The organism is Chryseobacterium sp. CH21, from assembly GCF_004119445.1.
In the GTDB taxonomy this organism is placed as follows: Bacteria; Bacteroidota; Bacteroidia; order Flavobacteriales; family Weeksellaceae; genus Chryseobacterium.
On sequence record NZ_QICI01000071.1, the window covers coordinates 28130 to 50315 of the forward strand.

Sequence of the window (22186 nt, forward strand, 5' to 3'; positions counted from 1 at the left end):
TATAATATGTTACAAGTTTTTAAATAAAAATGTAGTTTAATTGTTATCCTATAAGCTCTTTTGCCTGTGCTAAGGCGGCTTCGGTAATTTTACTTCCGGAAAGCAGCTGGGCAATTTCGTTCAGTTTTTCTTCGTTACTCAAAGGAATGATAGTAGATTGTGTTCTTCCGGAAATATCCTGCTTTACTACTTTATAGTTATCATTTCCTTTTGCAGCTACCTGTGCCAGATGGGAAATAACGATCAATTGCATGTCTTCCGACATTTCTCTCATCAGGTTTCCTATTTCTTCAGCTACTTTTCCTGAAACTCCGGTATCAATTTCGTCCAGAATCAGGGTTGGAAGTTCATCGCTTTCTGCAATAATTTTCTTTACAGCAAGCATTACTCTTGATCTTTCTCCTCCGGAAATAGCAGTCTGAATCGGTTTCAAAGGAAAGCCGGAATTCGCTTGAAACAACAACTGGATATTTTCTTTACCAAACTGGTTGAATTCCTCAGCATCCTGCAACTCGATATCTACTTTTGCTTTTTCCAGTCCTAATTTTTTAAGAAGACTTTCTGCTTTTTTGATGAAAACAGCAATGTTTTTGTGTCTGTTTTTGGAAAGCCTTGCAGCAAGAGTTTGAAGTGTTTTTTCTTTTTGAGAAATATTTTCTTCTGTTTCTTCAATCTGTACTTCCAGATCTGAAGCTCCCTTCTGATCTCCTGCCAGTTGATTTCTGATCTCAATCAGTTCATTAAGATCTGAAACGTTATGCTTAAGAAATAAGGCGTTAATTTTATTATTAAGATCGGTAAGATAAACCAGATTTTCCGGGTTGATTTCAACTCTTTCTGCTTCATGTTCCAGCTCGGAAATGATATCTTTAAGCTCTACAAAAGAGGTCTCCAACCTTTCATCAAGTTCGGCAAAACTAGTAGATACTTCAGAAATCTTTGAAAGCTTGTTGGTTGCTTCATGAAAGAAAGATAATATTCCTATTTCTTCCTGATGGAATCTGGATAGGATTTGCCCAACATTTTCAGAGATCATTCCTGCATTTTCCTGAATAGAAAGTTGGTTCTGAATATCTTCATAGTCTACATCATCCAGCTTGAGTTCTTCCAGTTCATTAAGCAAAAATTCTTTGTAAACGCTTTCTTTATTAGATTCTGAAAGTTGGGTTTTGAGTTTTTTCAACAATAATTTAAGATTCTGAAAGTCAGAAAACTCCTGCTGATACTCTTCGATGATCTTTTTATTTTCAGAAAGTCCGTCTATAATTTTAAACTGATATTCTGAGGTAAAAAGATTGGATGTTTCAAACTGGGAATGAATATCAATTAATTGTGAGGAAAGCTCCTTAAGAATATCCAGCGTTACCGGTACATCATTAATGAAGGCACGGGATTTTCCTGATGGAAGGATTTCTCTTCTGATAATGGTCTGATGCTCATAGTCCAGATCATTTTCGATAAAGAATTTTTTAAACTGATTATTAAGTGAAAACTCGGTTTCCACTACACTTTTCTCATCCGTTTTGGCAATAGATTTTACATCTGCTCTTTCCCCTAAAATAAGACGAAGAGCACCCAAGACAATAGATTTACCTGCCCCTGTTTCACCGGTAATCACCTGTAAACCATTTTTTAATGATACATCAAGGGTATCAATCAGGGCAAAGTTTTTAATGTAAATTCTAGAAAGCATTGATAATCCGGGTTATGATCCAATTTGAATTTGAACTGTAAAAATAAGTTTTTTTTTATTGAAGTAAGAAAATGTTTTTTGAATACTTTTTAATGCTCAAACTTATTCACAGATTTTTATACTTTCCACTTATTCCACTTATTATCAATGTTTTTCGGCGAAAGAATGATCATTGTCTGTTTAAGATCATTAAGAATCAACCCCCCATTATTTCCGGAATTGAAAATATTGAAGATTTCATCACTTTTGGTATCCATAAACAGGTTAAAGAAAAATGCCTGCTGAAAACTGTTTTCGTACATTTTCAATTGCATCAGGGCGTCAAAAATTACTTTTTCCCGGCAGTCTGATCCTGGTTGAAAAGATTATCCAATCCTGCTCTGTGGTAAGTATAATGGTAGAACGTAACTGATTCCAGTTGGGGTTCATGATTTCGTTAATCAAAATAGAGCGGCTTCTCGGTTCATTAATGGTATTCCAGCCTTCGTAGTTTCTGTTTTGGGAGTTTTGTGCTATCTGCTGTGCTTTTGCAAACCATTGTGAACCGCCCATAGACTGAAAGCTATCTCCGTCTAATCCTAAAATAACATAAATATAAAAGCTGACTACATCTGTTAAATTTTTACCTGAAAACTGTCTTTCATTGAATATAAGACTTTCATTTTCAACATATTCAAAGGCAAATCTCTGATCCTGAAGATTCAGTAAAGGGGATTCGTACGTTGTATTATAAACGGGGCGCATTGCCTGAACAACAATAGATCCTTTGAATTTATTACCATCCCTTTCTCCAATAACAACAGAAAATCCGCATTTTATTTTTTCAAAATTCTGAAGCTTCTTCCCTGTCCAGCTAGTATTGTTGATAAAGTCTCTGAGACTCTTTTCCAATGCTTTATATGCCTGCTGGTTACTTCCACCAAGTTGCTGGGCATTTACCTGAACTGTTGCCAGCAATTCCTGAGAAAAGCTTTGGGTATATATAAAAAGCAGAAAAAATAAACTTATAATTTTTTCATTGTCTACTAAAAAATTGAGAACGGAAATTTATTAAAATTATTTTAAAAGTTGAGACTCAACAAAATTAAGAATATCTTTTGCTACATCGTCTTTAGATTTCAGATTGAATTCTTTCTTTTCCGTTTTGGTAAATATCTTGATTTTATTGGTATCATTCTTAAAACCAGCGCCTTCATCACGAAGAGAGTTTAACACAATCATATCCAGGTTTTTCTTTTCCAGCTTTCCTTTTGCATTTTCTTCTTCGTTCTGGGTTTCCAGAGCAAATCCTACTAAAAACTGGTGCGTTTTCTTTTCGCCCATGGTTTTAAGAATATCTGGGTTCTTTACCAGTTCTATCGTCAGGTTTTCATCATTCTTTTTGATTTTCTCCTTTGCCACTTCTTTGGGAGCATAATCAGCCACTGCTGCACTGGCAATTCCAATGTCTATTTTATCATAGAACTCAAATACTTTTGCCAGCATCTCTTTCGCTGAAGTTACTTTATGAAGCTCCACATTCGGATCATTGATCGTTTGAACACTTGGCCCTGAAATCAGAATTACTTTTGCTCCTCTTTTGGAAGCTTCTTCTGCCAGAGAAAAGCCCATTTTACCTGATGAATGGTTTCCGATAAACCTTACCGGATCAATAGCTTCGTAGGTAGGTCCAGCAGTAATCAATACTGTTTTTCCATCAAGGCTTTTGGTTTGATTGCTATTAAAAAAATAATTTTCAACGGTATGAAAAATAGTTGCCGGCTCTGCCATTCTTCCCTGCCCTATGAGACCACTTGCAAGTTCTCCATTTTCAGCAGGAATAATAATATGTCCAAAGCTTTCAGCAAGTTCCAGATTCTTCTTTGTAGAAGGGTGTGCGTACATGTCAAGATCCATTGCAGGAGCAATGAATACCGGACATTTTGCAGACATATACGTTGCTATAACCAGATTATCACACATCCCGTGGATCATTTTAGACAATGTATTGGCAGTGCAGGGAGCTACGATCATAACATCTGCCCAAAGTGCCATTTCCACATGGCTGTTCCATGTTCCGTTATCATTGTAAAATTCCGAATACACTGGTTTTTTGGATAGTGTAGAAAGGCTTAGTTTCGTCACAAAATGTTCTGCATCAGGAGTCATAATGACTTGTACATCGGCTCCTTTCTTCACAAAATCTCTTATCAGAAAGTGAATTTTGTAGGCTGCAATTCCTCCAGAGACAGCGATAAGTATCTTTTTACCGGAAACACTCATTTAGTTCTAATTTTTTGAATTACTAAAATACTTATTTTTTCCCACACAATCAGGCTTTAAAACAACAAAGGTCATAAAAGAAAAGATTTCCTTTATGACCTTCATTTATAAAAACACAGAAGATTTATTTTCTTTCTTCTGTTTTTCTGAAATAAACATCTTCGTTTAACCATTCTTCAATAGCAATTGAAGTTGGCTTTGGAAGCTTTTCGTAATGTTTAGAGATCTCAATTTGTTCTCTGTTTCGAAAACCTCTTCTAATGTAGAATTGTGAACGGCAAATTCATCCAATTTGTTGTGAAGTTCCGTACGGATCTCCGCATTGATCTGCTCTGCTCTCTTTCCCATGATAACAATAGCTTCATAGATTGAACCTACTTTATCTTCAATCTTATCTTTATCGTAAGTAATTGTATTTACTTCTGCTTTTGTATCTTTTACACTCATTTTGAGAAAATTATTTTTATTTTAAGATGGCAAATTTACGAATTATCTTTGAATTTTGAAAGTCGCTGCCGGAGGGGGGGTCTTAAGTGCTGCACTGTCCCTCTGTAACTGCATTGCTTTCTTTTCATTGCTGATCTGATCTTTAATTTGCTGTTCAGTTTTATCTTTAGCAGCCAATTTCTCAGCCTCTTTTTTCTGTTTTGCAGTTAAAACTGCCATTCTTGCTTCGGTTTGTTTTTTAACAACCACAAAGTTTTGTTTTTCCTTTTCCAGTTTTTCTCTAAGCTCTGTTGCTGTCTTTGAATATTCTGTATTAGGAAGTTCCTTTTCTACCAGTCTTGTATATGTCAATGCACTTTCAATACGCTCATCTTTAAGACTATAAACAGATTTTGTTGCCAGTTCATAACGGGATTTCATGATATAATCATAAATCTTTGAACGAAGTTTTGTACTTGGAAAATCTTCCAAAACGTTTTCCAAAGCTACATTTGCGGCTTTGTACTCTCCCATTTTGTAATATTGTTTTCCATTTTCAAAAGCTTTAAATTCAAGCTTATAAGACAGTTCATCAATTAATTGGCTGATATTTTTAGATCTTTCAGAGTTTGGATAATTGTTCAGAAATTCCTGAAGCTCATTAATGGCCAATTCTGTACTGGACTGATCTAAATTATAATCCATAGATCCTTCATAATAGCACAATGCAGACATATATGCTGCTTCTTCAGCTCTCGGATCTTTCGGAAAACTTACTGCAAAGTTTTTAAACTGGTGACCTGCCAGCTTATAGCTCTTATCATAATAGTTAGCATAAGCCGTGTTGAAACCTACATTAGGAAAATCATCAGTTCCTGCCACAAGATTCGCTAGTCTGTCATAAAGAGCCAATGCATTTTTCCACTTTTTCTTAGCGAAATTTTCATTAGCTGCTTTTAAGATAAACTCTTTATCAGCACTCCTCATTGCTCTTTCCTGCTGGCTTACACAAGATGAAATCACCGCTACAGCGAAAAGACCTAAAATATATTTTTTCATATAAAAAATTCAACAGTTTTCGGATTATACAGCCGATTTACTAATTTGCAAAAATATAACTTTTTTATCAATAGATTTTTTTTATGAATATTTAACGTAATTTTAGTCTGCAGCGTATCCCAAAATGGCAAAAACACTTAATAAAAGATTCATTCTTACCTTTTTCTCAGCTTCTTTTGCATAGGTTTCTTCATTTTTGCTCGGAACATAGAGCTCATAAAAATTTTTATTCCTGATTACAAATAGCGTAGAACCGATAATCATCGTAAGGATATCTTCAGGTTTGGGAGTAAAAGTAAAAACTCCGGAAGCCACTCCTTTTTTGATGACTTCATCCAGCTTTTTTACGAATAACTGATAGAAATCAAGCAATTCATCTTTCAGATTTTCTGTATGACGAAGCTCCTGGGTAACGAAACCATGGAAATAGTTATACTTGAACAACTGAGAAACGATATATTTAATCATCTCTCTCATCTGCATTTCCGGTTTCCCATCTTTGATGGTATCCGCAAATTCTGAAAAATTTTCTCTGGTCTTCAGTACCCTGTACTGATAGAGATAAGACATCATTTTCTCTTTAGAACCGAAGTAATAAGAGATCATGGCGACATTGATATTGGCTTTGGAACAAATATCCCTTACAGAGGTTCCCTCATATCCTTTCTTGGCGATGAGCTCTTCTGCAATATCCAATATGTGAATCTGTTTTTCTGTAAATTTTCTTTTCATGAAGTGCACTTTGAGTAAAGTTAAGAAATTTTTAACACATTTATAAACGATTGTTTAATAATTTTAAATTAAATCTGAAAAACGCTACTTTTGAACATGGAATTTTTTGATTTTCACCATCATAAAAAATATATCAGAAACGGAATTTATAATCTTGCGAAAGAAATTCCGCCTGATTTCCCCTATTCTATAGGAATTCATCCGAACGATATTGACATAAACAATCTTGAACAGCAGTTTTCATGGATGAAAAGTATGATGTTTCAAAATTGTTTTGCGATTGGTGAATGTGGTCTGGATTCTTTGGTTTCTGTGGATCAGAAAATTCAGGAAGAAGTTTTCTTAAGGCAGATCATGATTGCCAATGAAGTAAAAAAACCTATTATTATTCATTGTGTAAGAAAATTTTATGAAGTTATTTCTTTCAGGAAAAAATCCGGGCAGCCTATGATTATTCATGGTTTCAACAAAAAAAGACAGATTGCCGAAGATCTTCTGGCTCATAATTTTTATCTGAGTTTTGGAAAAGCTGTTTTGTATAATTTATCTTTGCAGGATATTTTAAAAAACACTCCATTAGACAAATTCTTTTTAGAAACTGACAATGAAGATTTTAACATCGAAGAATTGTATGAAAAAGTTTCAGAAATAAAAGGTATTTCTTTGGAACAGCTTAATGAACAAATTTTAGAAAATTTAGAGACGATAAAAAATGGATAAGTACTGGTTGGAAAGAACAGAACTTCTGGTAAAAGAAGAAGGTTTGGAAAAATTGAATAAAGCCACTGTTTTAGTTGTTGGTTTAGGTGGAGTAGGTTCTTTTGCGGCTGAATTTCTGGCCAGAGCCGGAGTAGGAAATATGACGATTGTGGATGGTGATACTGTGGACATTACCAATATCAACAGACAGTTACCAGCCTTACGTTCTACTGTTGGAAAACATAAAGTAGAGGTTGTTGCCGAAAGACTTTTAGATATTAATCCTGATCTTAACTTAACCAAAATCAATGAGTTTCTAAATCCTGAAAGAATGGATGAAGTGTTGGATTCTGCAAAATTTGATTATGTTTTGGACTGTATCGACAGTGTTACTCCAAAACTTTGTCTGATTATTGCTGCCAAAAGAAGAAGGATAAAAATCGTAAGTTCAATGGGAGCCGGCGGAAAGACCGATCCAAGTAAGGTTATGGTAAGAGATATCAGCAAAACGGAACATTGCCACCTAGCAAGACAGGTAAGAAAAAGACTGAAAAAGGTAAAAATTGACAAAGGAGTTCGTTGTGTTTTTGCAAATGACATTCAGGATGAAGAAAGCTTGAAAATGACTGACGGAACCAATTATAAAAGATCTTTTTACGGAACCATAAGCTATATGCCTGCCATTTTCGGGTTGTATACCGCTTCTGAAGTAATCAATCATTTATTAAATCAGGATTAAAATATTTTCTCGCGTATTTCACAGATTTTCAAAACGATTTTCGTCTATTAATTTGTGAAATCTGTGAGAAAAAAATAAAAAATATATTTACACTTCGTAAATGACAAATTCCAAATATCCCAGAGCGGATAAGCTCAAAAAAAATACGGAAATCAGTTTGCTTTTTGATAAAGGCAAATGGAGAACCAGTGGAAATCTGAGAATTATAATTCTGAAAGACAAACCTAACTTTCCTGTAGAATCAGCAAGATTCGGGGTTTCTGTTTCTAAAAGATATTTTAAAAGAGCTGTACACAGGAATCGTATCAAAAGGTTATTGAGAGAATCTTATCGCTTGAATAAGGATTTATTTAAGCAGGCTTTTGGAGAGAAAACGATGGCGATGTTGTTTTGGGCTTCTCCTGAGATGCCTCCGAAATTCCAGGATGTGGAAGCTCAGTTTATCAAGCTTTGTGAAGCACAGAAAAAGTAATCATCTTTTCTAATCTAACAATAGTACAATAATAAAGATCTGTGAGAGTTTTTCTCGCAGATTTTTTATTTCCCACAGATCGCACAGACTTACACTGATAAAATCTTCTTGCTACTCTCCGGCAAATCACGAATAGTAAAGCTCAAAACCTCGTACCCTGCATCCCGTATTTGGAACTCTAAAATCAACAACGCCCAAATATCATATAGTTTTTGTAATTTAGAGAAAACATTAAATCTGAAAATTAATATGTTAGACAACATTCCTTATTTTTCTTATGTCATCAGTGCATTTATCGGCATTGGATTAGCGGCTGCTACAGGATTCCGGGTGTTTCTCCCTATGTTTATCGTAAGCCTTTCCTCTTATTTCAACTGGATTCCGATGAATGAACATTTTGAGTGGCTTGCAGGGCTTCCAACATTGATAACAACAGGAATTGCTACAGTAGCTGAGATCCTGGCTTATTATATCCCTTTTATTGATCATTTATTGGATACCGTTTCTATTCCCATGGCAACGGTTGCAGGTTCTATATTATTTGCAAGTCAGTTTGCTGAATTGGGGACCTTTCCGCAATGGGCATTAGCATTAATTGCTGGCGGTGGTACAGCGGCTACTATCAGCTCCGGATTTGCAGGAATACGGGCTGCTTCTACCGCTACAACCGGAGGATTAGGTAATTCTGTGGTAGGGACTACGGAAACAGCAGGTGCTGGTCTTATGTCTGTTCTTGCGATGGCAGCTCCGGTGATTGCAGCAATTTTTGCCGTAATCATTTTAATACTTGTTATTGTTTTTGGACGGAGAGCCTTGAAAAAATTAAGAGGCAGTAAGGATAAACCTCTGGACATATAAAATAAAAAAGGTACTGCTTAGAACAGTACCTTTTTCTTTTTTAATTTTTACTTCTGAAATCCTTAATATCCTGAATTTTAGATTCAAAATACGTTTTCTTCTCAGGACTCTTTTTGATTAATATTTCAAACGCTTTGATGGCCTTTGTATATAATTTCTGTTCAAAATAAAGATTAGCCAGCGTCTCCGTCATCAGATGGGAGATGTCGTCATTCTTTTCTTTTACCACATAGGAACTTTCTTCTTTTAACTGGCTTATTCTAGGATTATTCTCAATAAAGGTTTCAATGGCCTTTTCTTTGATTTCGGTTTTCTCTTTTTCGATTTCTTCCGTTCTGTCGATCTTAAGCCAGCTTTGCCAGGTATTGATAAAACCGGGAACATTGCTGTCCGCTGGTGCCTGAGTCGTATTCTTCATAGTAACCTCCTGTACTTTTTCTACAGCCTCTTCTTTACTTTCCTGCTGTTTATCTTCCACCTTAAGGGTAGAAATATCGGTTCCAAAGAAGGAAACATTCATCACAGGAGCATCTTCTTTCGAAACTTCTGCAGTCGTTTTTTCTTCTTCAGATGATTCAACGGGTTCTGTTTCTTCTATAACTTGTAAAACGTCTTCCTCAACAGCTTCAACTTTTTCCTCTGGTTGTGGTTCTTCAGTAATTGTTTCTGGTTCTGGTGAAGGAATTACTTCCGGTGCCGGAGCTTTTATTTCAGGAACTGATATTTCTGCTGATTTGGTGATTAAAGAATCCGGCATATTGGATTCCACGCTCATTGGCTTCCATGCTGACTGAACTTCGGGAGTTTCTTCTTGTTCTTCTTCTTTTTCCTCAACAACATCAACATTAACCTCCTCTTTTACAGATAATTGATCCTGAACATTTTCTTGCTGCACCAATTCTTCTTTGATTTCCAAAGGCTTTTCCTCGCTCGTAGACCAAAAATGAAAATTCTGAGTTTCAGCAAAGCTAATTTCATGGTCTTCAACAACTTCCGGCTCTACCTTTTCTTCTTGAGAAACAGGTTTTGCCTCCTTCATTTTTTTCTCTACTTCTTCAATCAGTCTTCTCATCTCATCCTCATGTTTATTTACATTGGATTGAGATACTTCAGCAGTTTCGGAAATTTCATCGTTATTGGCCTGGATTTTCACATCCGGCATGAATGAGTCTGTTCCATGGAAGCTTACTTCTGCATCAGATAATTCTTCTACAGGAGCTCCTTCTTCAGAGACAGTTATCATTTCAGTATTTTCTACTTCTGGATGTATAAGCTCTTCAGCTATGGATTCTTGAGTGTTTATTTCTGGTGATACAGAAGCTTCTTCATGGAAACTTATATTTTCCTCGTCATTAATCTTCTCTTCTTCTTTTTCTGTAGATATCTGATCTTCATCAATGATTGTTTCTGGTGTAAAATTCTCTCCTGCCTTTTCCTCTATTTCAGTTTGTACTTCTTCTTTAGATTCCTGAACAGGTTGTTCTACAGCAGGCTGAGCCTTTTGGGTTACCAGGATGCCTGATTCCAGCGTAGATTCAATGTCTATCTTTTCAGAATTTTGTTCGTCCAGGAAATTTTCTTCTCCTTCGAATAAGATTCTGTTTCGTTCACCGTTTACATAAATATGTTTAATTTCATGGGAAGTGGGCAATACACATGCGTTTTCCTGCTCCTCTCCCTGTTTCTCCAAAGAGACTTCTTCTTCTCTTTTAATAGGAAAAGACTTACTTTTTGGCACGTATTGAGCAGGCTTTTCAATTGCTTGAGATAGTGGCTTCTGTTCAACAACTTCTGGTTTGATCTCCTCTCTGATTTTTCCGTTAATCAACTGATATAAAATCTTCTTATCAGTGGTATAAGCAGCTGTTGTAGAAAGTTCTTTCTGATAATTTTCTTTTTCATACAGGTGTACTCCATACAGATGAAGTGCCCTGATATTTTGAATATAAGGAAATGTGTGAATCTCTTCTTTCAAAAGACCAAGATCTTCTGACTGAATTTTCTTCGGATTTTTTATTAATTCTAAAACTCTGGGATTCATCTTACCAATTCGCTACAATGTCGTTAAATATCTTGTTAATAATTCTATCTGTCACCAGTTTTACCTGCTGATCTTCGATCTGACTTAGTGATACATCACTATTGAAAGCCGCTTCATCGCTATACGTTCTGTCAAAACTTGAATCCGGATGAATTTTATTTTCATAGTGTACCTTCACTGTAATCGTAAGTTTATTCTGTGCCTGCTGAATCACTCCACCAGAAGGGTTGGTCTGGGTATTGGAACTGATTGTAGTAGGAGTAATTGAATAGTCTGTAATTTCTCCTTCTATCAGGATATCAGGATTTTCTTTTGTCCCTTTCAGAGTGGTTCTCTGAAGGAATCTATTTTGTATTGCTGTAGAAAACTGTTGGGATAATGCAGGATTTACAAGAGGTGCATTATTCGGGAATTCATTGATCTGAACGGTCTTTTCATCAGTAAGAGATGACCCTGTAAAGCTGTAACATGAGTTTAAAACGCCTAGCAACGCAAAAAGCATTACTATTAGTAGTGACTGTTTCAGACTGATATTTTTAATTTTAAAATTCATTTTTAATTCCAATTTCAGTAATTTCATCATACTCAATTTGTTGCATCGCATCTTCATAAGCAAAATATTTTGCGGTGTATAAAAACGGTATTGTAAGGAAAAGTCCTATTCCGCAAGCCACAATACCAATCTGAGCTAAGATACTCACCACTAGCGAGAAAAGGAAAATTGACAATACATTTCCTTTCGTCATTATTTTTGAAATATTCCACGCTTCTTTTATTTCGGTGATTCCTTTAAGACTGATTAACGGAATGATATAAAAACCTTTCAATACGAAGTAATATATCGCAACGAACATCAGAAAAATATAAGGGAATATTAAAAACATGATCATCGGGTTAGGCTGATTCCCTTCAGACATGGCGCCTGATACTGTCATCATAATAATCATAGGAATATAAAGTAATATAACCCCTCCGAAAACAATTAACTGCAACATAAAATAAGGCATAAAGTCTTTAAAATCAAAGATATCTCCGGGACTTGCCGGTTGGTTTCTGCTCAGCCTTTGAAGGTATTTGAATAAATTACCCATAGCAAGCAGCCCACAAAACGGAATAATAGACATGATTAAGCATACCAAACATGCTATAAATATATTCCCGAAATCTTTCTTTAAAAGTTCGAACCCTTTATTAATATATTCTCCGAGCTTAAAATGGATCGGCTTAGGTTTTAAATTTACTTTCATTATCTATGTTTTGCTTAATCTTCCAGGTTATATTGTTTTATTTTTCTGTATAAAGTTCTTTGTGAAATTCCAAGTTCATCTGCCGCTCTGTTCCTGCGTCCTTTATGCTTCTCCAGTGCTTTGACAATCAGATCTTTTTCATTATTTTGAAGTGAAAGTGATTCCGGTCTGTTTTCTTCTACTTCGATGTCTTCAATATCTTCATAGCTGTCATCAGGAGTGGAGATAATGGTAGGGGTCTGAACCACCGGGGTATCATTATTATTTTCAAAATAAACTAAAGACCCGGTATTTACCTGTGGCTGAGTTTCAGGGGTATAAATCCTGTTGATCAGATTTTTCTCATGATTGCTCAGATCTGCTGTTCCTCTGTTTTTAATCAATTCCGAAGTTAAGGATTTTAAATCATTAATATCATTCCTCATATCGAATAGAATTTTATACATGATTTCTCTTTCGCTTCCGAAATCGCTCTGCTTAGGAGCACTCTGAGTATTGACCACCATTGGCAGGTGGGTTTCCATAGGAATATACTCGGCAAGTTTTTCAGCAGTTATATTTCTGTTTCTTTCCACCACGGTCATCTGCTCTACTAAGTTTCTTAATTGGCGGACGTTACCCGGGAAAGAATAGCTTTCTATATAATGAACCGCGCTCTGTTCCAGTTCAAGCTCCGGCATTCTGTACTTTTCTGCAAAGTCTATTGCAAACTTTCTGAATAATAAATGAATATCTCCTTTTCTTTCTCTCAAAGGGGGCATATCTATCTGAACAGTATTCAAACGGTAATATAAATCTTCACGAAATCTTCCGTCATGGATGGCTTTCATCATATTAACGTTGGTAGCCGCTACAATTCTCACATTGGTTTTCTGTACCTGTGAAGAACCCACTTTCATAAATTCACCACTTTCCAAAACTCTTAAAAGACGAACCTGCGTTTGCAAAGGAAGCTCTCCTACCTCATCCAAAAAGATGGTTCCGCCATCAGCTACTTCAAAATATCCTTTTCTTGTAGCCGTAGCTCCGGTAAAGGCACCTTTTTCGTGTCCAAACAGTTCAGAATCGATAGTTCCTTCCGGAATAGCTCCACAGTTTACTACGATGTAAGGCTGATGTTTTCTTTTGGATTCTGAATGGATAATTTTCGGAATAAATTCTTTTCCTACTCCACTTTCTCCTATCACCAATACTGAAATATCTGTAGGTGCTACCTGAATAGATTTTTCAAGGGCCCGGTTGAGTGCCGGAAAGTTTCCGATAATTCCGAAACGGTTTTTTATGTTTTGTAACTCGTTGCTCATAAGTAAATTTTTGATTATTGATTTAATGTTATTTTTCTACAGTGCTTCAATCTCTGTTCTGTAGACTTTGTTAAAATGATGAGTGTAGACGTCTTTCATGGTCTTTCCTTCATCATACGTTTGCAGGGCTAACATTTTTAAATCTAAATAATCTTTGTTTCTGATCTTAGAAACTTTACTTTTAAAGTATATATTCTCGGCAAAGTTGTACTCTTTGCTTTGTTTTTCAAAATTTTCCAGGGCTTTATCATATCTTCCCAGCTCAAAATAGGTCACCCCAAGCTGATAATGATCAAACATTCCCTTCACATAACTTCTGGTGGTCAGAAGCCTTTCTATAATCCCAGCTGCTTTTTCTTTTTGTCCTAAAGCACTGTAGGACATAGCTCTTACTACGTCCAGATTATAGTCGCCATTTTGAGATCTTCCTAAGTCCTTAGGATAATATTTTTTTAAACTTTCTAAATCCTGAATTGCCCCTTTATAGTCTCTTAAAAACTGAAACTTCGTCCAGCCTCTGTAGCCAAGATGCATTTGGGGATTTAAAGCAACTGCTTTATCAATTAAAATTTTCCAGGTTACAAAATCTCCGTTTTTAAGATATGGAACGGCTTTTTCCATATAAGCATGGGAGAAATCAGGACACAGTTCTATAGCTTTGTCAAAGCCTTCCTGAGATTCTGCATAACCTTGTAAATCTGAAGCCCAGTTGTATAACTCACACGCTTTTTTGCAGTTCTCACCCTCTACTGCATTACAGTTGACCTGTGCAATAGTATTGGTGTAAACGATAAGCAACAAAAAGCTAAGGTAATACCTCTGAAACTTTTCCATTTTCAATTTTATAGGTTAAATACTGATAGTAATCTACTTTTAAACCTTTTATCTCTTTCGACATCCAGCCATCGAGTGATTTTGTAAACTGCAACAGCTTATTTTCTAATTCTTCATCCAGTATGGTATCTTTCAGATCCGGGCTCATATGCTGCAATCTGAAGAGACCTGTCTTTCCTTCACAATTTACTAAAAATCTCACGGTTATATACCCGTTGACATTCTTTTCAGAATATATATTTTCTTTTTCAAGTTTTTCTGTGATCGCAATCTTTTCGCCTTTGTAGCTAAATTCCTTTGAACCCTGATAATACTGAAAGCTGAAATGTCCCCATTGTTCTGAGCCACATCTTTTAAAATCAGCGTCATCCAGTTTATCATCAAACTCAATATCTCCTACGGTAGCAGGGTATTTTTTCACTTTTTTTTCTGTCTGGCAAGATACCAGGGAGAAAGAAAACATTGTAAAAAGATAAACCGCTTTAATCACTACTTTATTTTATTCCACTGTTCTCCCTAAAAGTGTGCCTTGTGTATTGTCATGTACAAAAACGTTCACAATGTCACCTATTTTCTGTCCTTCCAGTTTATCAAAGACACATACGGCATTTTGGGAGTTTCTTCCTTTCCATTGGTTTTTATTCTTTTTGGAAATTCCTTCAATCAGAACCTCGTGTACTCTTCCTACATAAGATTTCATTCTTTGGTTGGAGAGTTCCCCTTGAAGCGCAATCACCTCAGCAAGACGTCTTTGTTTCACATCAGCCGGAATATTGTCTTCCATTTTCTTGTGAGCCGGAGTTCCCGGTCTTTCCGAGTATGCAAACATATAACCGTAGTCATACTCTACTTCTCTCATCAGGCTTAAGGTATCCTGGTGATCTTGTTCTGATTCGTTACAGAATCCAACGATCATATCCTGAGAAAAGGCTACTTCCGGAACAATTTCCTTCGCTTTTTTAATCAGATCCAGATATTCTTCACGGGTATGCTGTCTGTTCATCGCTTCAAGCATAGTATTGCTTCCGCTTTGTACAGGAAGGTGTACATATTTACAGATGTTGTGGTGTTTTGCCATCATTTTGAATACATCCAGACTCATATCCTGAGGATTTGAGGTGGAGAATCTGATTCTTAATTCAGGAACAGCTTTAGCGACTAAATCAAGAAGCTGAGCAAAATTAACGGCAGTTGCTTTCTGCATTTCAGAAGCTTTGGCAAAATCTTTTTTAGGGCCTCCTCCATACCAAAGATAAGAGTCTACGTTTTGTCCTAAAAGGGTAATTTCTTTATATCCGTTATTCGCAAGGTCTTTACATTCATCTATGATAGAGTGCGGATCACGGCTTCTTTCTCTTCCTCTTGTAAAAGGAACGACACAGAATGTGCACATGTTATCACAACCTCTGGTAATGGTAACAAAAGCTGTAACTCCGTTTCCTCCTAAACGAACGGGATTAATATCGGCATAGGTTTCTTCTTTGGAAAGGATTACGTTGATGGCATCTCTTCCGTCATCGGTTTCTTTTAAAAGATTAGGAAGGTCTCTATAAGCATCAGGCCCCACAACAAGATCAACCAATTGCTCTTCTTCTAAGAATTTAGTTTTCAGTCTTTCCGCCATACATCCCAGAACGCCTACCGTCATATTCGGTTTTTCTTTTTTGAGATTTTTGAACTGGGAAAGACGCATTCTTACAGTCTGTTCTGCTTTTTCACGGATAGAACATGTATTTAAAAGAATCAGGTCTGCTTCTTCTACCTTCATTGTTGTATTGTATCCCTGTTCATTAAGGATAGATGCAACAATCTCAGAGTCAGAGAAATTCATCTGACAACCATAGCTTTCTAAAAACAGTTTTTTAGAATTCTCTGGTCTTTCTGCAATAGCAAAAGCTTCACCCTGTTTTGTTTCGTCTATATATTTTTCCTGCACGATGATCAATTTAAGGTCCGCAATATTCAATTACGAACAAATAAGTTTGCAAAGATACAAAATATTGTGACAGAATGTCAGCGCTATTATTTTAACAAAATCATAAATTAAAAATGGATTGGAATTATTTTTTAATCATGATCATAGGTATGGTTATCAAATCTGATTTTCATGATCGTCTTATAATCAACAGGGACACCATTTTTAGTGGCGGGAGTCCATTTTCCTTTTACCTTTTTAGCCGCAAACTTCATATCATCAATAAAAGTTTCGCTGTTTTTGAACTTGGGAAGAATGTCTACTTTATCAACTTTACCTTTCGGATCAATATTAAATATAAAGGTTACTTCTCCTTTGATTGCATATAAAGCTACATCAATATAGGCATACACCATTTTCAGAAATTCTTTTCTAAAGGCATCTTCACCTCCCGGAAATTCTGCTTTTTTAAAATCTGCATCATTCTGATATTGATACTGAACAGCGGCTGTCTGTTGTGAGAACCCTTTAAAACCGATCAATAGTAAAGGTAAAATTAAAAGATATTTTTTCATGGTATTAGTCGATATCTACGGATACTGAAGAGAAGTTCATTTTAACTTTGATCTGTGAAGCTACAGGTTGGCCGTTACAAGACGCTGGAGTCCAGTTTTTCTTTATTCTTCTTACTACATACTGCATATCATCAAAAAAGACTTCACTGTTTTGTACTTTAGGCATTCCTTTCACATCTACTACTTTTCCTTTAGCATCAAGTACGAGTGTAAATGTAAAATCACCTGCAAGAGCATAGAAATCTGAATTCAGATAAGCATACATATACTTATTCAGGATGGTTTTATAAGCAGTAACCCCACCTTCATACGATGCCGGTTTGAAATCATTACATTTTACAGCAACCTGCATAAAAGGTTCTTTAATATCTATTTTCAGAACATTTTTATTGCTTTCTCTGATAAAAGAATCATCACGGTCTTCCTGATCCTGGGCGAATGAAAAATTCATTACACACAAGGTTAAAAATAAAAATATCGTTCTCATAGTTTTGTTTACTAATAATAAACAAAGGTAAATATTTAACTCATTTATAAAAAAGAAAAACTTCACACAAAGCATGAAGTTTTAAAATATAGATTCTGAATTTCTGATATACCTGAAATTCATTTACTTTTTTTCTTACAGCAATCCTTTAATATGTTTATAATTGCTCTTCACAGTTTCAAAAACCTCATCCATTTTACCTCCAAGCATCAGCTGTGCCATAGACTTGGTCATTCCCATAATCTGGTCAAATTCAATTTTGGGAGGAAGAGCTAGTGCATTAGGATTGGTAAAGATATTCAGAAGATAAGGGCCGTTGTGATCTAAACATTCTTTGATGGCAGCTTCTACTTCTTCCGGCTGATGTACATTCTTTCCGGGATACCCCATTGCGTGTGCTACCATTGCAAAATCCGGATTAATCATATCGGTTTCGTTATCGGGCATTCCTCCTACTTCCATCTCCAGTTTTACCATTCCCAGCGTTCTGTTGTTGAATACAATCAGTTTTATGGGTAATTTATACTGGAAAATAGTCGCCATATCTCCCAACAACATGGATAACCCTCCATCTCCACATAGGGCAATCACCTGCTTTTCAGGATGAGCCAAAGCAGCTCCAATTGCCATTGGCATTGCATTCGCCATTGATCCGTGATTAAATGATCCCAGCATTTTTCTTTCTCCGGTTCCTGTGATAAACCTTGCCCCCCAAACGCAGCACATTCCGGTATCTACGGTAAAAATAGCGTCATGTTTAGCCAGTTTATCTAAAGTATGGGCAACAAATTCCGGTTGAATAGCATTTTCTTTTCCAGAATCTTTCACATACTCCAGCTGGTTTTCTTTTACTTTATCATAAAATGCAAGCTGTTCGTTCAGGAAATGAACATCCGTTTTTTCTTCCAGTAAGGGCAGTAATGCTTTAATGGTTTCTTTGATATCTCCTGTAAGACCTAATTCAAGTTTTGCTCTTCTTCCCAATCTTTCAGGACTTTCATCAATCTGAACAATTTTATTTTTTACAGGCATGAATTTTTGATAAGGAAAATCCGTTCCCAAAAGAATCACAAGATCTGCTTCGTGCATAGCGTGATAAGCGGAAGGAAATCCTAATAGTCCAGTAAGTCCTACTTCATTGGGATTATTGGGCTGAATAGCCATTTTTCCACGGAATGAATATCCCACAGGAGCTTTTAATAGATTAGACAAAGCGATCACTTCATTACGAGCTTCGGCAGCACCTATTCCGCAATACAAGGTTACTTTTTTGCTTTTATTGATAAGTTCAGACAAACTTTTCAGTTCATGATCTGATGGTCTTATAACAGGATTAGTTTTAAAGATTTGGGTGGAAGTGGAACCCTCTTCAGCGTCCAGCTCAGAAACATCTCCCGGAAGGCCTATCACAGCCACTCCTTTTTTGGAAATAGCATGCTGAATAGCCGTCTGAACAGTTCTCTGCACCTGCTCCGGTCTTGTAATCATCTCATTGTAGTAACTACAGTCATCAAAGAGTTTTATTGTATTGGTTTCCTGGAAGTAATCCATCCCCATTTCATCACTGGGAATTGTGGAAGCAATGACCAGCATTGGAACATGGGAGCGGTGCGCTTCGTAAACACCGTTGATTAAATGAACATGCCCAGGACCGCAACTTCCGGCACATACTGCCAAACCATCAAGCTCTGCCTCGGCCGCAGCCGCATACGCTCCTACTTCTTCGTGCCTTACATGAATCCACTGAATGCTGCTTTTTTTAACCGCTATATTCAGATGATTGAGACTGTCGCCTGTTACTGCATAAATTCTTTTCACATTGGCATTTTCGAGCATTTCAACAATCTGCTCAGCTATGTTTTTTGCCATAATTACTATGTTTTGGTGGTTGATTTTGGTGAAAAATGGTACTTGAGAAGAAGGAAAACCTTCCTATCCCTATCAAATTTAGCTAATAAAGTTGAGACTCCATCTCTAATTCAATGTTAAAAACTTGTAATTTAATTTTGAATTCTTTTTCGTATTTAAACCTCACAGGTTTTGAAAACATGTAAGGTTTAGGTCACCAGCAAAACAAGACAGCCACCCAAAAAGGTGGCTGTCTATATAATATGTTTTAAGTTTACATAACTACTTCAATCTGATTTCTCAACAAATCTTCAAATTCGTCTCTTTTACGGATCAAATGCGCTTTTCCATCTAAGAATAATACTTCAGCTGGTTTTAATCTTGAGTTAAAGTTTGAACTCATTTCAAAACCATAAGCTCCTGCATTGTGGAAAGCAAGAATATCGCCTTCTCTTACTTCATTCAGTTTTCTGTCCCAGGCGAAGGTATCGGTTTCACAAATGTTTCCTACTACTGTATAAATTCTTTCAGCACCTTTTGGATTAGATAAGTTCTCAATCATATGATAAGAATCGTAGAACATAGGACGGATCAAATGATTAAATCCTGAATTCACTCCTACAAAAACGGTAGCTGTTGTTTGCTTAATTACATTAGCTTTCACCAATAAATATCCGCTTTTTCCTACTAGGAATTTCCCTGGTTCAAACCATAATTCGAATTTTTTTCCTGTAGTTTTTGAAAACTCAGAAATCACTTTTTCTACTTTTTTACCCAATGTTCTCACATCAGTTTCTTCTTCGCTATCCTGATATGGAATTTTGAAACCACTTCCCATATCCAGATATTTCAGATTCGGGAAATGCTCAGAAAGCTCCAGCATGATATCTAAAGCCTGCAGGAATACATCCGGATCTTTGATCTCACTTCCAGTATGCATGTGAAGTCCTTCAACGTTCAGGTTTGTGCTTTTCATCACTCTTTCAATGTGACGAACCTGGTGAATAGAAATACCGAATTTACTGTCGATATGCCCTGTTGAAATTTTATAGTTACCACCAGCAAAGATATGCGGGTTGATTCTTACTAAAATCGGATAAGAATTTCCGTATTTATTCCCGAATTGCTCAAGAATAGAAATGTTATCAATGTTTATATGAACTCCGAAAGTCATTGCTTCTTCTATCTCAGCAAGATCAACACAGTTGGGAGTAAACAATATCTTTTCTTTTGGAAATCCTGCCTTTAGTCCCAGTTTCACTTCATTAATAGATACACAATCCAGAGAAGCGCCCAGGTTCTTGACATACTTAAGGATATTGATGTTGGTCAACGCCTTCGCTGCATAGAAGAACTTTGTATGTTTTAAAAAAGAAGATGTAAGTTTTTCGTATTGAACTTTGATGGATTCTGCATCATAAACATACACCGGGGTGCCAAACTCATTGGCAATCTTTAATAATTCTTTTGAATTCATAATTTCATTTTAACATAAAAAAAGGCAGATTCTTATAAAAAGAGTCTGCCGCATTGATTATTTTTTATGCAAGACAACTCTTTTAAATATTCCAAACCTTAGAGAACCTTACAGCTCCCTTTTTTCCAGTTTTAATTTGTTTAAAATTTTGCATTGCTTCTATTTATTTTTTACAAAAATACTATTTATTTTTCATTTTCTGAAAATTGATTTGAAAAGCGTCTTCTTTTAAATCAATTTGTAAAGTGCTAATTCCTATATCATTTCGGTAACGGCAGTGTTTCAAAATCACTTCGAAGCAGTGCCAGCTGTAGTTCATTATTCAGATCTGTGGAAGATAACGGAAGGTCAATTTTTAATTTAGCCAGCTTACTGATGGTCTGTATCTGTGTAAACAACTCATAAAAACCAAAAGAAACCACTTTCCCGTTTTCTATGATTAAAAATAACTTTTCACCCAGTTTTCTTCCCTGTCCCAGCCACAGTTCATTTCTTTTCCTGAATTCAATTTTCTCTTTCAGGATTGAAAAATCTTTAAATTCTTCCTGGGAACCAATAAACTGAACAGCTTTTGTCCCTTGTGTAAATGATCTGAATTTTAAAACTGGTTTTTCGGTTTTATTAAGCGTATTTTTCTCAACCACATATTTATGATTCCTGAAATACAAGCCGAAAGGTAAAACTTCTTTCTTCTTAATATTCTTGGAATTAAGAATCAGTTTAGCAATAATATCTGTTCCGGTAAGCTCAAAATTAATCTGCTCAACATCTTTCTGAATCTGTTCCCATTTTTTTGATTTGGAATTGAAAACTTTTTTGGAAAACTTGTTGATATCCTGAACATAATCCGAGAACATAATACGCCCTGCTTCATCCTGAAAATAAACAAACCCCTTATCATTCGGAAGATCCTGTGTAAGTTCTTTGATCTTATTGATATAGCTTTTTGCATTAGACTCATCATGCTGTTTCTGAATGATTTCATTTTCTACATCTTTTGAAATCAAAAGTTTGAAAAGTTCCAATGTAGCTCTTGCATCACCTTCAGCTCTATGATGATTGGTCAAAGGAATTCCCAGTGATTTTACCAGTTTCCCCAAAGAATAGCTTACCTCATCAGGAATGAGTTTCTTTGCCAACGGAATTGTATCTAAAGTATTGATTTTAAAATCATAACCAAGCCTTTTGAATGATTGGCGAAGCATTCTGTAATCAAAGTCAATATTATGACCCACCAACGTTGTATTTTGAGTTATTTCTATAACTCTTTTGGCAATTTCGTGAAATTTCGGAGCAGTTTTGACCATTTTTGGGGTAATACTGGTCAGTTTCTGTACAAAAGGAGTAATATCACCTTCAGGATTTACCAGAGAGATAAACTGGTCCGTAATTTTCTGACCGTCATATCTGTAGATGGCGATATCTATAATGCATTCATTTCTATAACCTGCACCATTACTTTCTATATCTATAATTGAATACATTGAATCTGTGTTAACTGCTGTTTTGTCATTTATA

General features: G+C 35.8%; 22 protein-coding genes and 1 pseudogene. 4 read left to right on the top strand and 19 right to left on the bottom strand.

The window, feature by feature from the left end:
- Positions 1 to 43: 43 nt before the first annotated feature.
- The 7 genes and pseudogenes from BOQ62_RS15415 to BOQ62_RS15440 form a co-directional block, all read right to left on the bottom strand.
- Positions 44 to 1693, bottom strand: coding sequence for a DNA repair protein RecN (locus tag BOQ62_RS15415; protein ID WP_129040866.1), 1650 nt, complete (start codon positions 1691 to 1693; stop codon positions 44 to 46).
- A gap of 116 nt (positions 1694 to 1809) precedes the next feature.
- Positions 1810 to 1995, bottom strand: a complete 186-nt coding sequence (locus tag BOQ62_RS24105) for a hypothetical protein (protein ID WP_317127383.1) — start codon at positions 1993 to 1995, stop codon at positions 1810 to 1812.
- A gap of 19 nt (positions 1996 to 2014) precedes the next feature.
- Complete coding sequence (locus tag BOQ62_RS15420) at positions 2015 to 2650, bottom strand: DUF4835 family protein (protein WP_317127384.1); 636 nt, start codon at positions 2648 to 2650, stop codon at positions 2015 to 2017.
- A 99-nt stretch (positions 2651 to 2749) separates the two neighbouring features.
- Entirely contained in the window at positions 2750 to 3955 is a 1206-nt protein-coding gene (coaBC, locus tag BOQ62_RS15425; RefSeq protein WP_129040868.1) for a bifunctional phosphopantothenoylcysteine decarboxylase/phosphopantothenate--cysteine ligase CoaBC, read from the bottom strand.
- A gap of 124 nt (positions 3956 to 4079) precedes the next feature.
- Positions 4080 to 4402 (bottom strand): annotated as a pseudogene (locus BOQ62_RS15430) (DNA-directed RNA polymerase subunit omega).
- Between the two features lie 42 nt (positions 4403 to 4444).
- Positions 4445 to 5440: an outer membrane protein assembly factor BamD gene (locus tag BOQ62_RS15435; protein WP_129040870.1), complete on the bottom strand. Its 996-nt coding sequence runs from the start codon at positions 5438 to 5440 to the stop codon at positions 4445 to 4447.
- Between the two features lie 102 nt (positions 5441 to 5542).
- Positions 5543 to 6172 carry a TetR/AcrR family transcriptional regulator gene (locus tag BOQ62_RS15440; RefSeq protein ID WP_129040872.1) on the bottom strand — a complete coding sequence of 210 codons (630 nt, stop codon included), beginning with the start codon at positions 6170 to 6172 and terminating at the stop codon, positions 5543 to 5545.
- 96 nt (positions 6173 to 6268) lie between these two features.
- Here BOQ62_RS15440 and BOQ62_RS15445 point away from each other — a divergent pair, with 96 nt between their 5' ends.
- The 4 genes from BOQ62_RS15445 to BOQ62_RS15460 all read left to right on the top strand — a co-directional run bounded on the left by BOQ62_RS15445 (position 6269) and on the right by BOQ62_RS15460 (position 8940).
- On the top strand, positions 6269 to 6892 hold the full coding sequence (locus BOQ62_RS15445; RefSeq protein WP_129040874.1) for a TatD family hydrolase: 624 nt from the start codon (positions 6269 to 6271) through the stop codon (positions 6890 to 6892).
- Entirely contained in the window at positions 6885 to 7610 is a 726-nt protein-coding gene (locus BOQ62_RS15450; RefSeq protein ID WP_034692724.1) for a ThiF family adenylyltransferase, read from the top strand. Before BOQ62_RS15445 ends, BOQ62_RS15450 begins: the two co-directional genes overlap by 8 nt.
- Before the next feature lie 100 nt (positions 7611 to 7710).
- Entirely contained in the window at positions 7711 to 8082 is a 372-nt protein-coding gene (rnpA, locus tag BOQ62_RS15455) for a ribonuclease P protein component (RefSeq protein ID WP_129040876.1), read from the top strand.
- A gap of 249 nt (positions 8083 to 8331) precedes the next feature.
- Positions 8332 to 8940, top strand: coding sequence for a DUF4126 domain-containing protein (locus BOQ62_RS15460; protein WP_129040878.1), 609 nt, complete (start codon positions 8332 to 8334; stop codon positions 8938 to 8940).
- Positions 8941 to 8980: 40 nt separating this feature from the next.
- On the opposite strand, the gene BOQ62_RS15465 is transcribed toward BOQ62_RS15460, so the two are convergent.
- The 12 genes from BOQ62_RS15465 to BOQ62_RS15520 all read right to left on the bottom strand — a co-directional run bounded on the left by BOQ62_RS15465 (position 8981) and on the right by BOQ62_RS15520 (position 22152).
- Complete coding sequence (locus tag BOQ62_RS15465; RefSeq protein ID WP_129040880.1) at positions 8981 to 10981, bottom strand: hypothetical protein; 2001 nt, start codon at positions 10979 to 10981, stop codon at positions 8981 to 8983.
- 1 nt (position 10982) lies between these two features.
- Entirely contained in the window at positions 10983 to 11534 is a 552-nt protein-coding gene (locus tag BOQ62_RS15470) for an LptE family protein (protein WP_129040882.1), read from the bottom strand.
- Positions 11524 to 12228, bottom strand: a complete 705-nt coding sequence (locus BOQ62_RS15475) for a DUF4013 domain-containing protein (protein WP_129040884.1) — start codon at positions 12226 to 12228, stop codon at positions 11524 to 11526. Before BOQ62_RS15475 ends, BOQ62_RS15470 begins: the two co-directional genes overlap by 11 nt.
- Positions 12229 to 12242: 14 nt before the next feature.
- Positions 12243 to 13532: a sigma-54 interaction domain-containing protein gene (locus BOQ62_RS15480; RefSeq protein ID WP_129040886.1), complete on the bottom strand. Its 1290-nt coding sequence runs from the start codon at positions 13530 to 13532 to the stop codon at positions 12243 to 12245.
- Positions 13533 to 13568: 36 nt separating this feature from the next.
- Positions 13569 to 14366 carry a tetratricopeptide repeat protein gene (locus tag BOQ62_RS15485; protein WP_129040887.1) on the bottom strand — a complete coding sequence of 266 codons (798 nt, stop codon included), beginning with the start codon at positions 14364 to 14366 and terminating at the stop codon, positions 13569 to 13571.
- Complete coding sequence (locus BOQ62_RS15490; RefSeq protein WP_129040889.1) at positions 14338 to 14787, bottom strand: hypothetical protein; 450 nt, start codon at positions 14785 to 14787, stop codon at positions 14338 to 14340. The genes BOQ62_RS15485 and BOQ62_RS15490 overlap by 29 nt, the downstream gene beginning before the upstream one ends.
- Positions 14788 to 14865: 78 nt before the next feature.
- Positions 14866 to 16302: a tRNA (N6-isopentenyl adenosine(37)-C2)-methylthiotransferase MiaB gene (gene miaB, locus BOQ62_RS15495; protein ID WP_129040891.1), complete on the bottom strand. Its 1437-nt coding sequence runs from the start codon at positions 16300 to 16302 to the stop codon at positions 14866 to 14868.
- A gap of 131 nt (positions 16303 to 16433) precedes the next feature.
- Positions 16434 to 16856 carry an energy transducer TonB gene (locus tag BOQ62_RS15500; protein WP_129040893.1) on the bottom strand — a complete coding sequence of 141 codons (423 nt, stop codon included), beginning with the start codon at positions 16854 to 16856 and terminating at the stop codon, positions 16434 to 16436.
- A gap of 4 nt (positions 16857 to 16860) precedes the next feature.
- Positions 16861 to 17307 (bottom strand): hypothetical protein, encoded by a 447-nt coding sequence (locus tag BOQ62_RS15505; protein ID WP_129040895.1) that lies wholly within the window; start codon positions 17305 to 17307, stop codon positions 16861 to 16863.
- Positions 17308 to 17478: 171 nt separating this feature from the next.
- A complete protein-coding gene (locus BOQ62_RS15510) occupies positions 17479 to 19212 on the bottom strand; it encodes a thiamine pyrophosphate-dependent enzyme (protein WP_129040897.1) in 1734 nt (577 codons plus the stop codon).
- Between the two features lie 253 nt (positions 19213 to 19465).
- Entirely contained in the window at positions 19466 to 20668 is a 1203-nt protein-coding gene (gene lysA, locus BOQ62_RS15515; protein WP_185146804.1) for a diaminopimelate decarboxylase, read from the bottom strand.
- A gap of 260 nt (positions 20669 to 20928) precedes the next feature.
- A complete protein-coding gene (locus BOQ62_RS15520; RefSeq protein ID WP_129040901.1) occupies positions 20929 to 22152 on the bottom strand; it encodes a PolC-type DNA polymerase III in 1224 nt (407 codons plus the stop codon).
- Between the last annotated feature and the right edge of the window lie 34 nt (positions 22153 to 22186).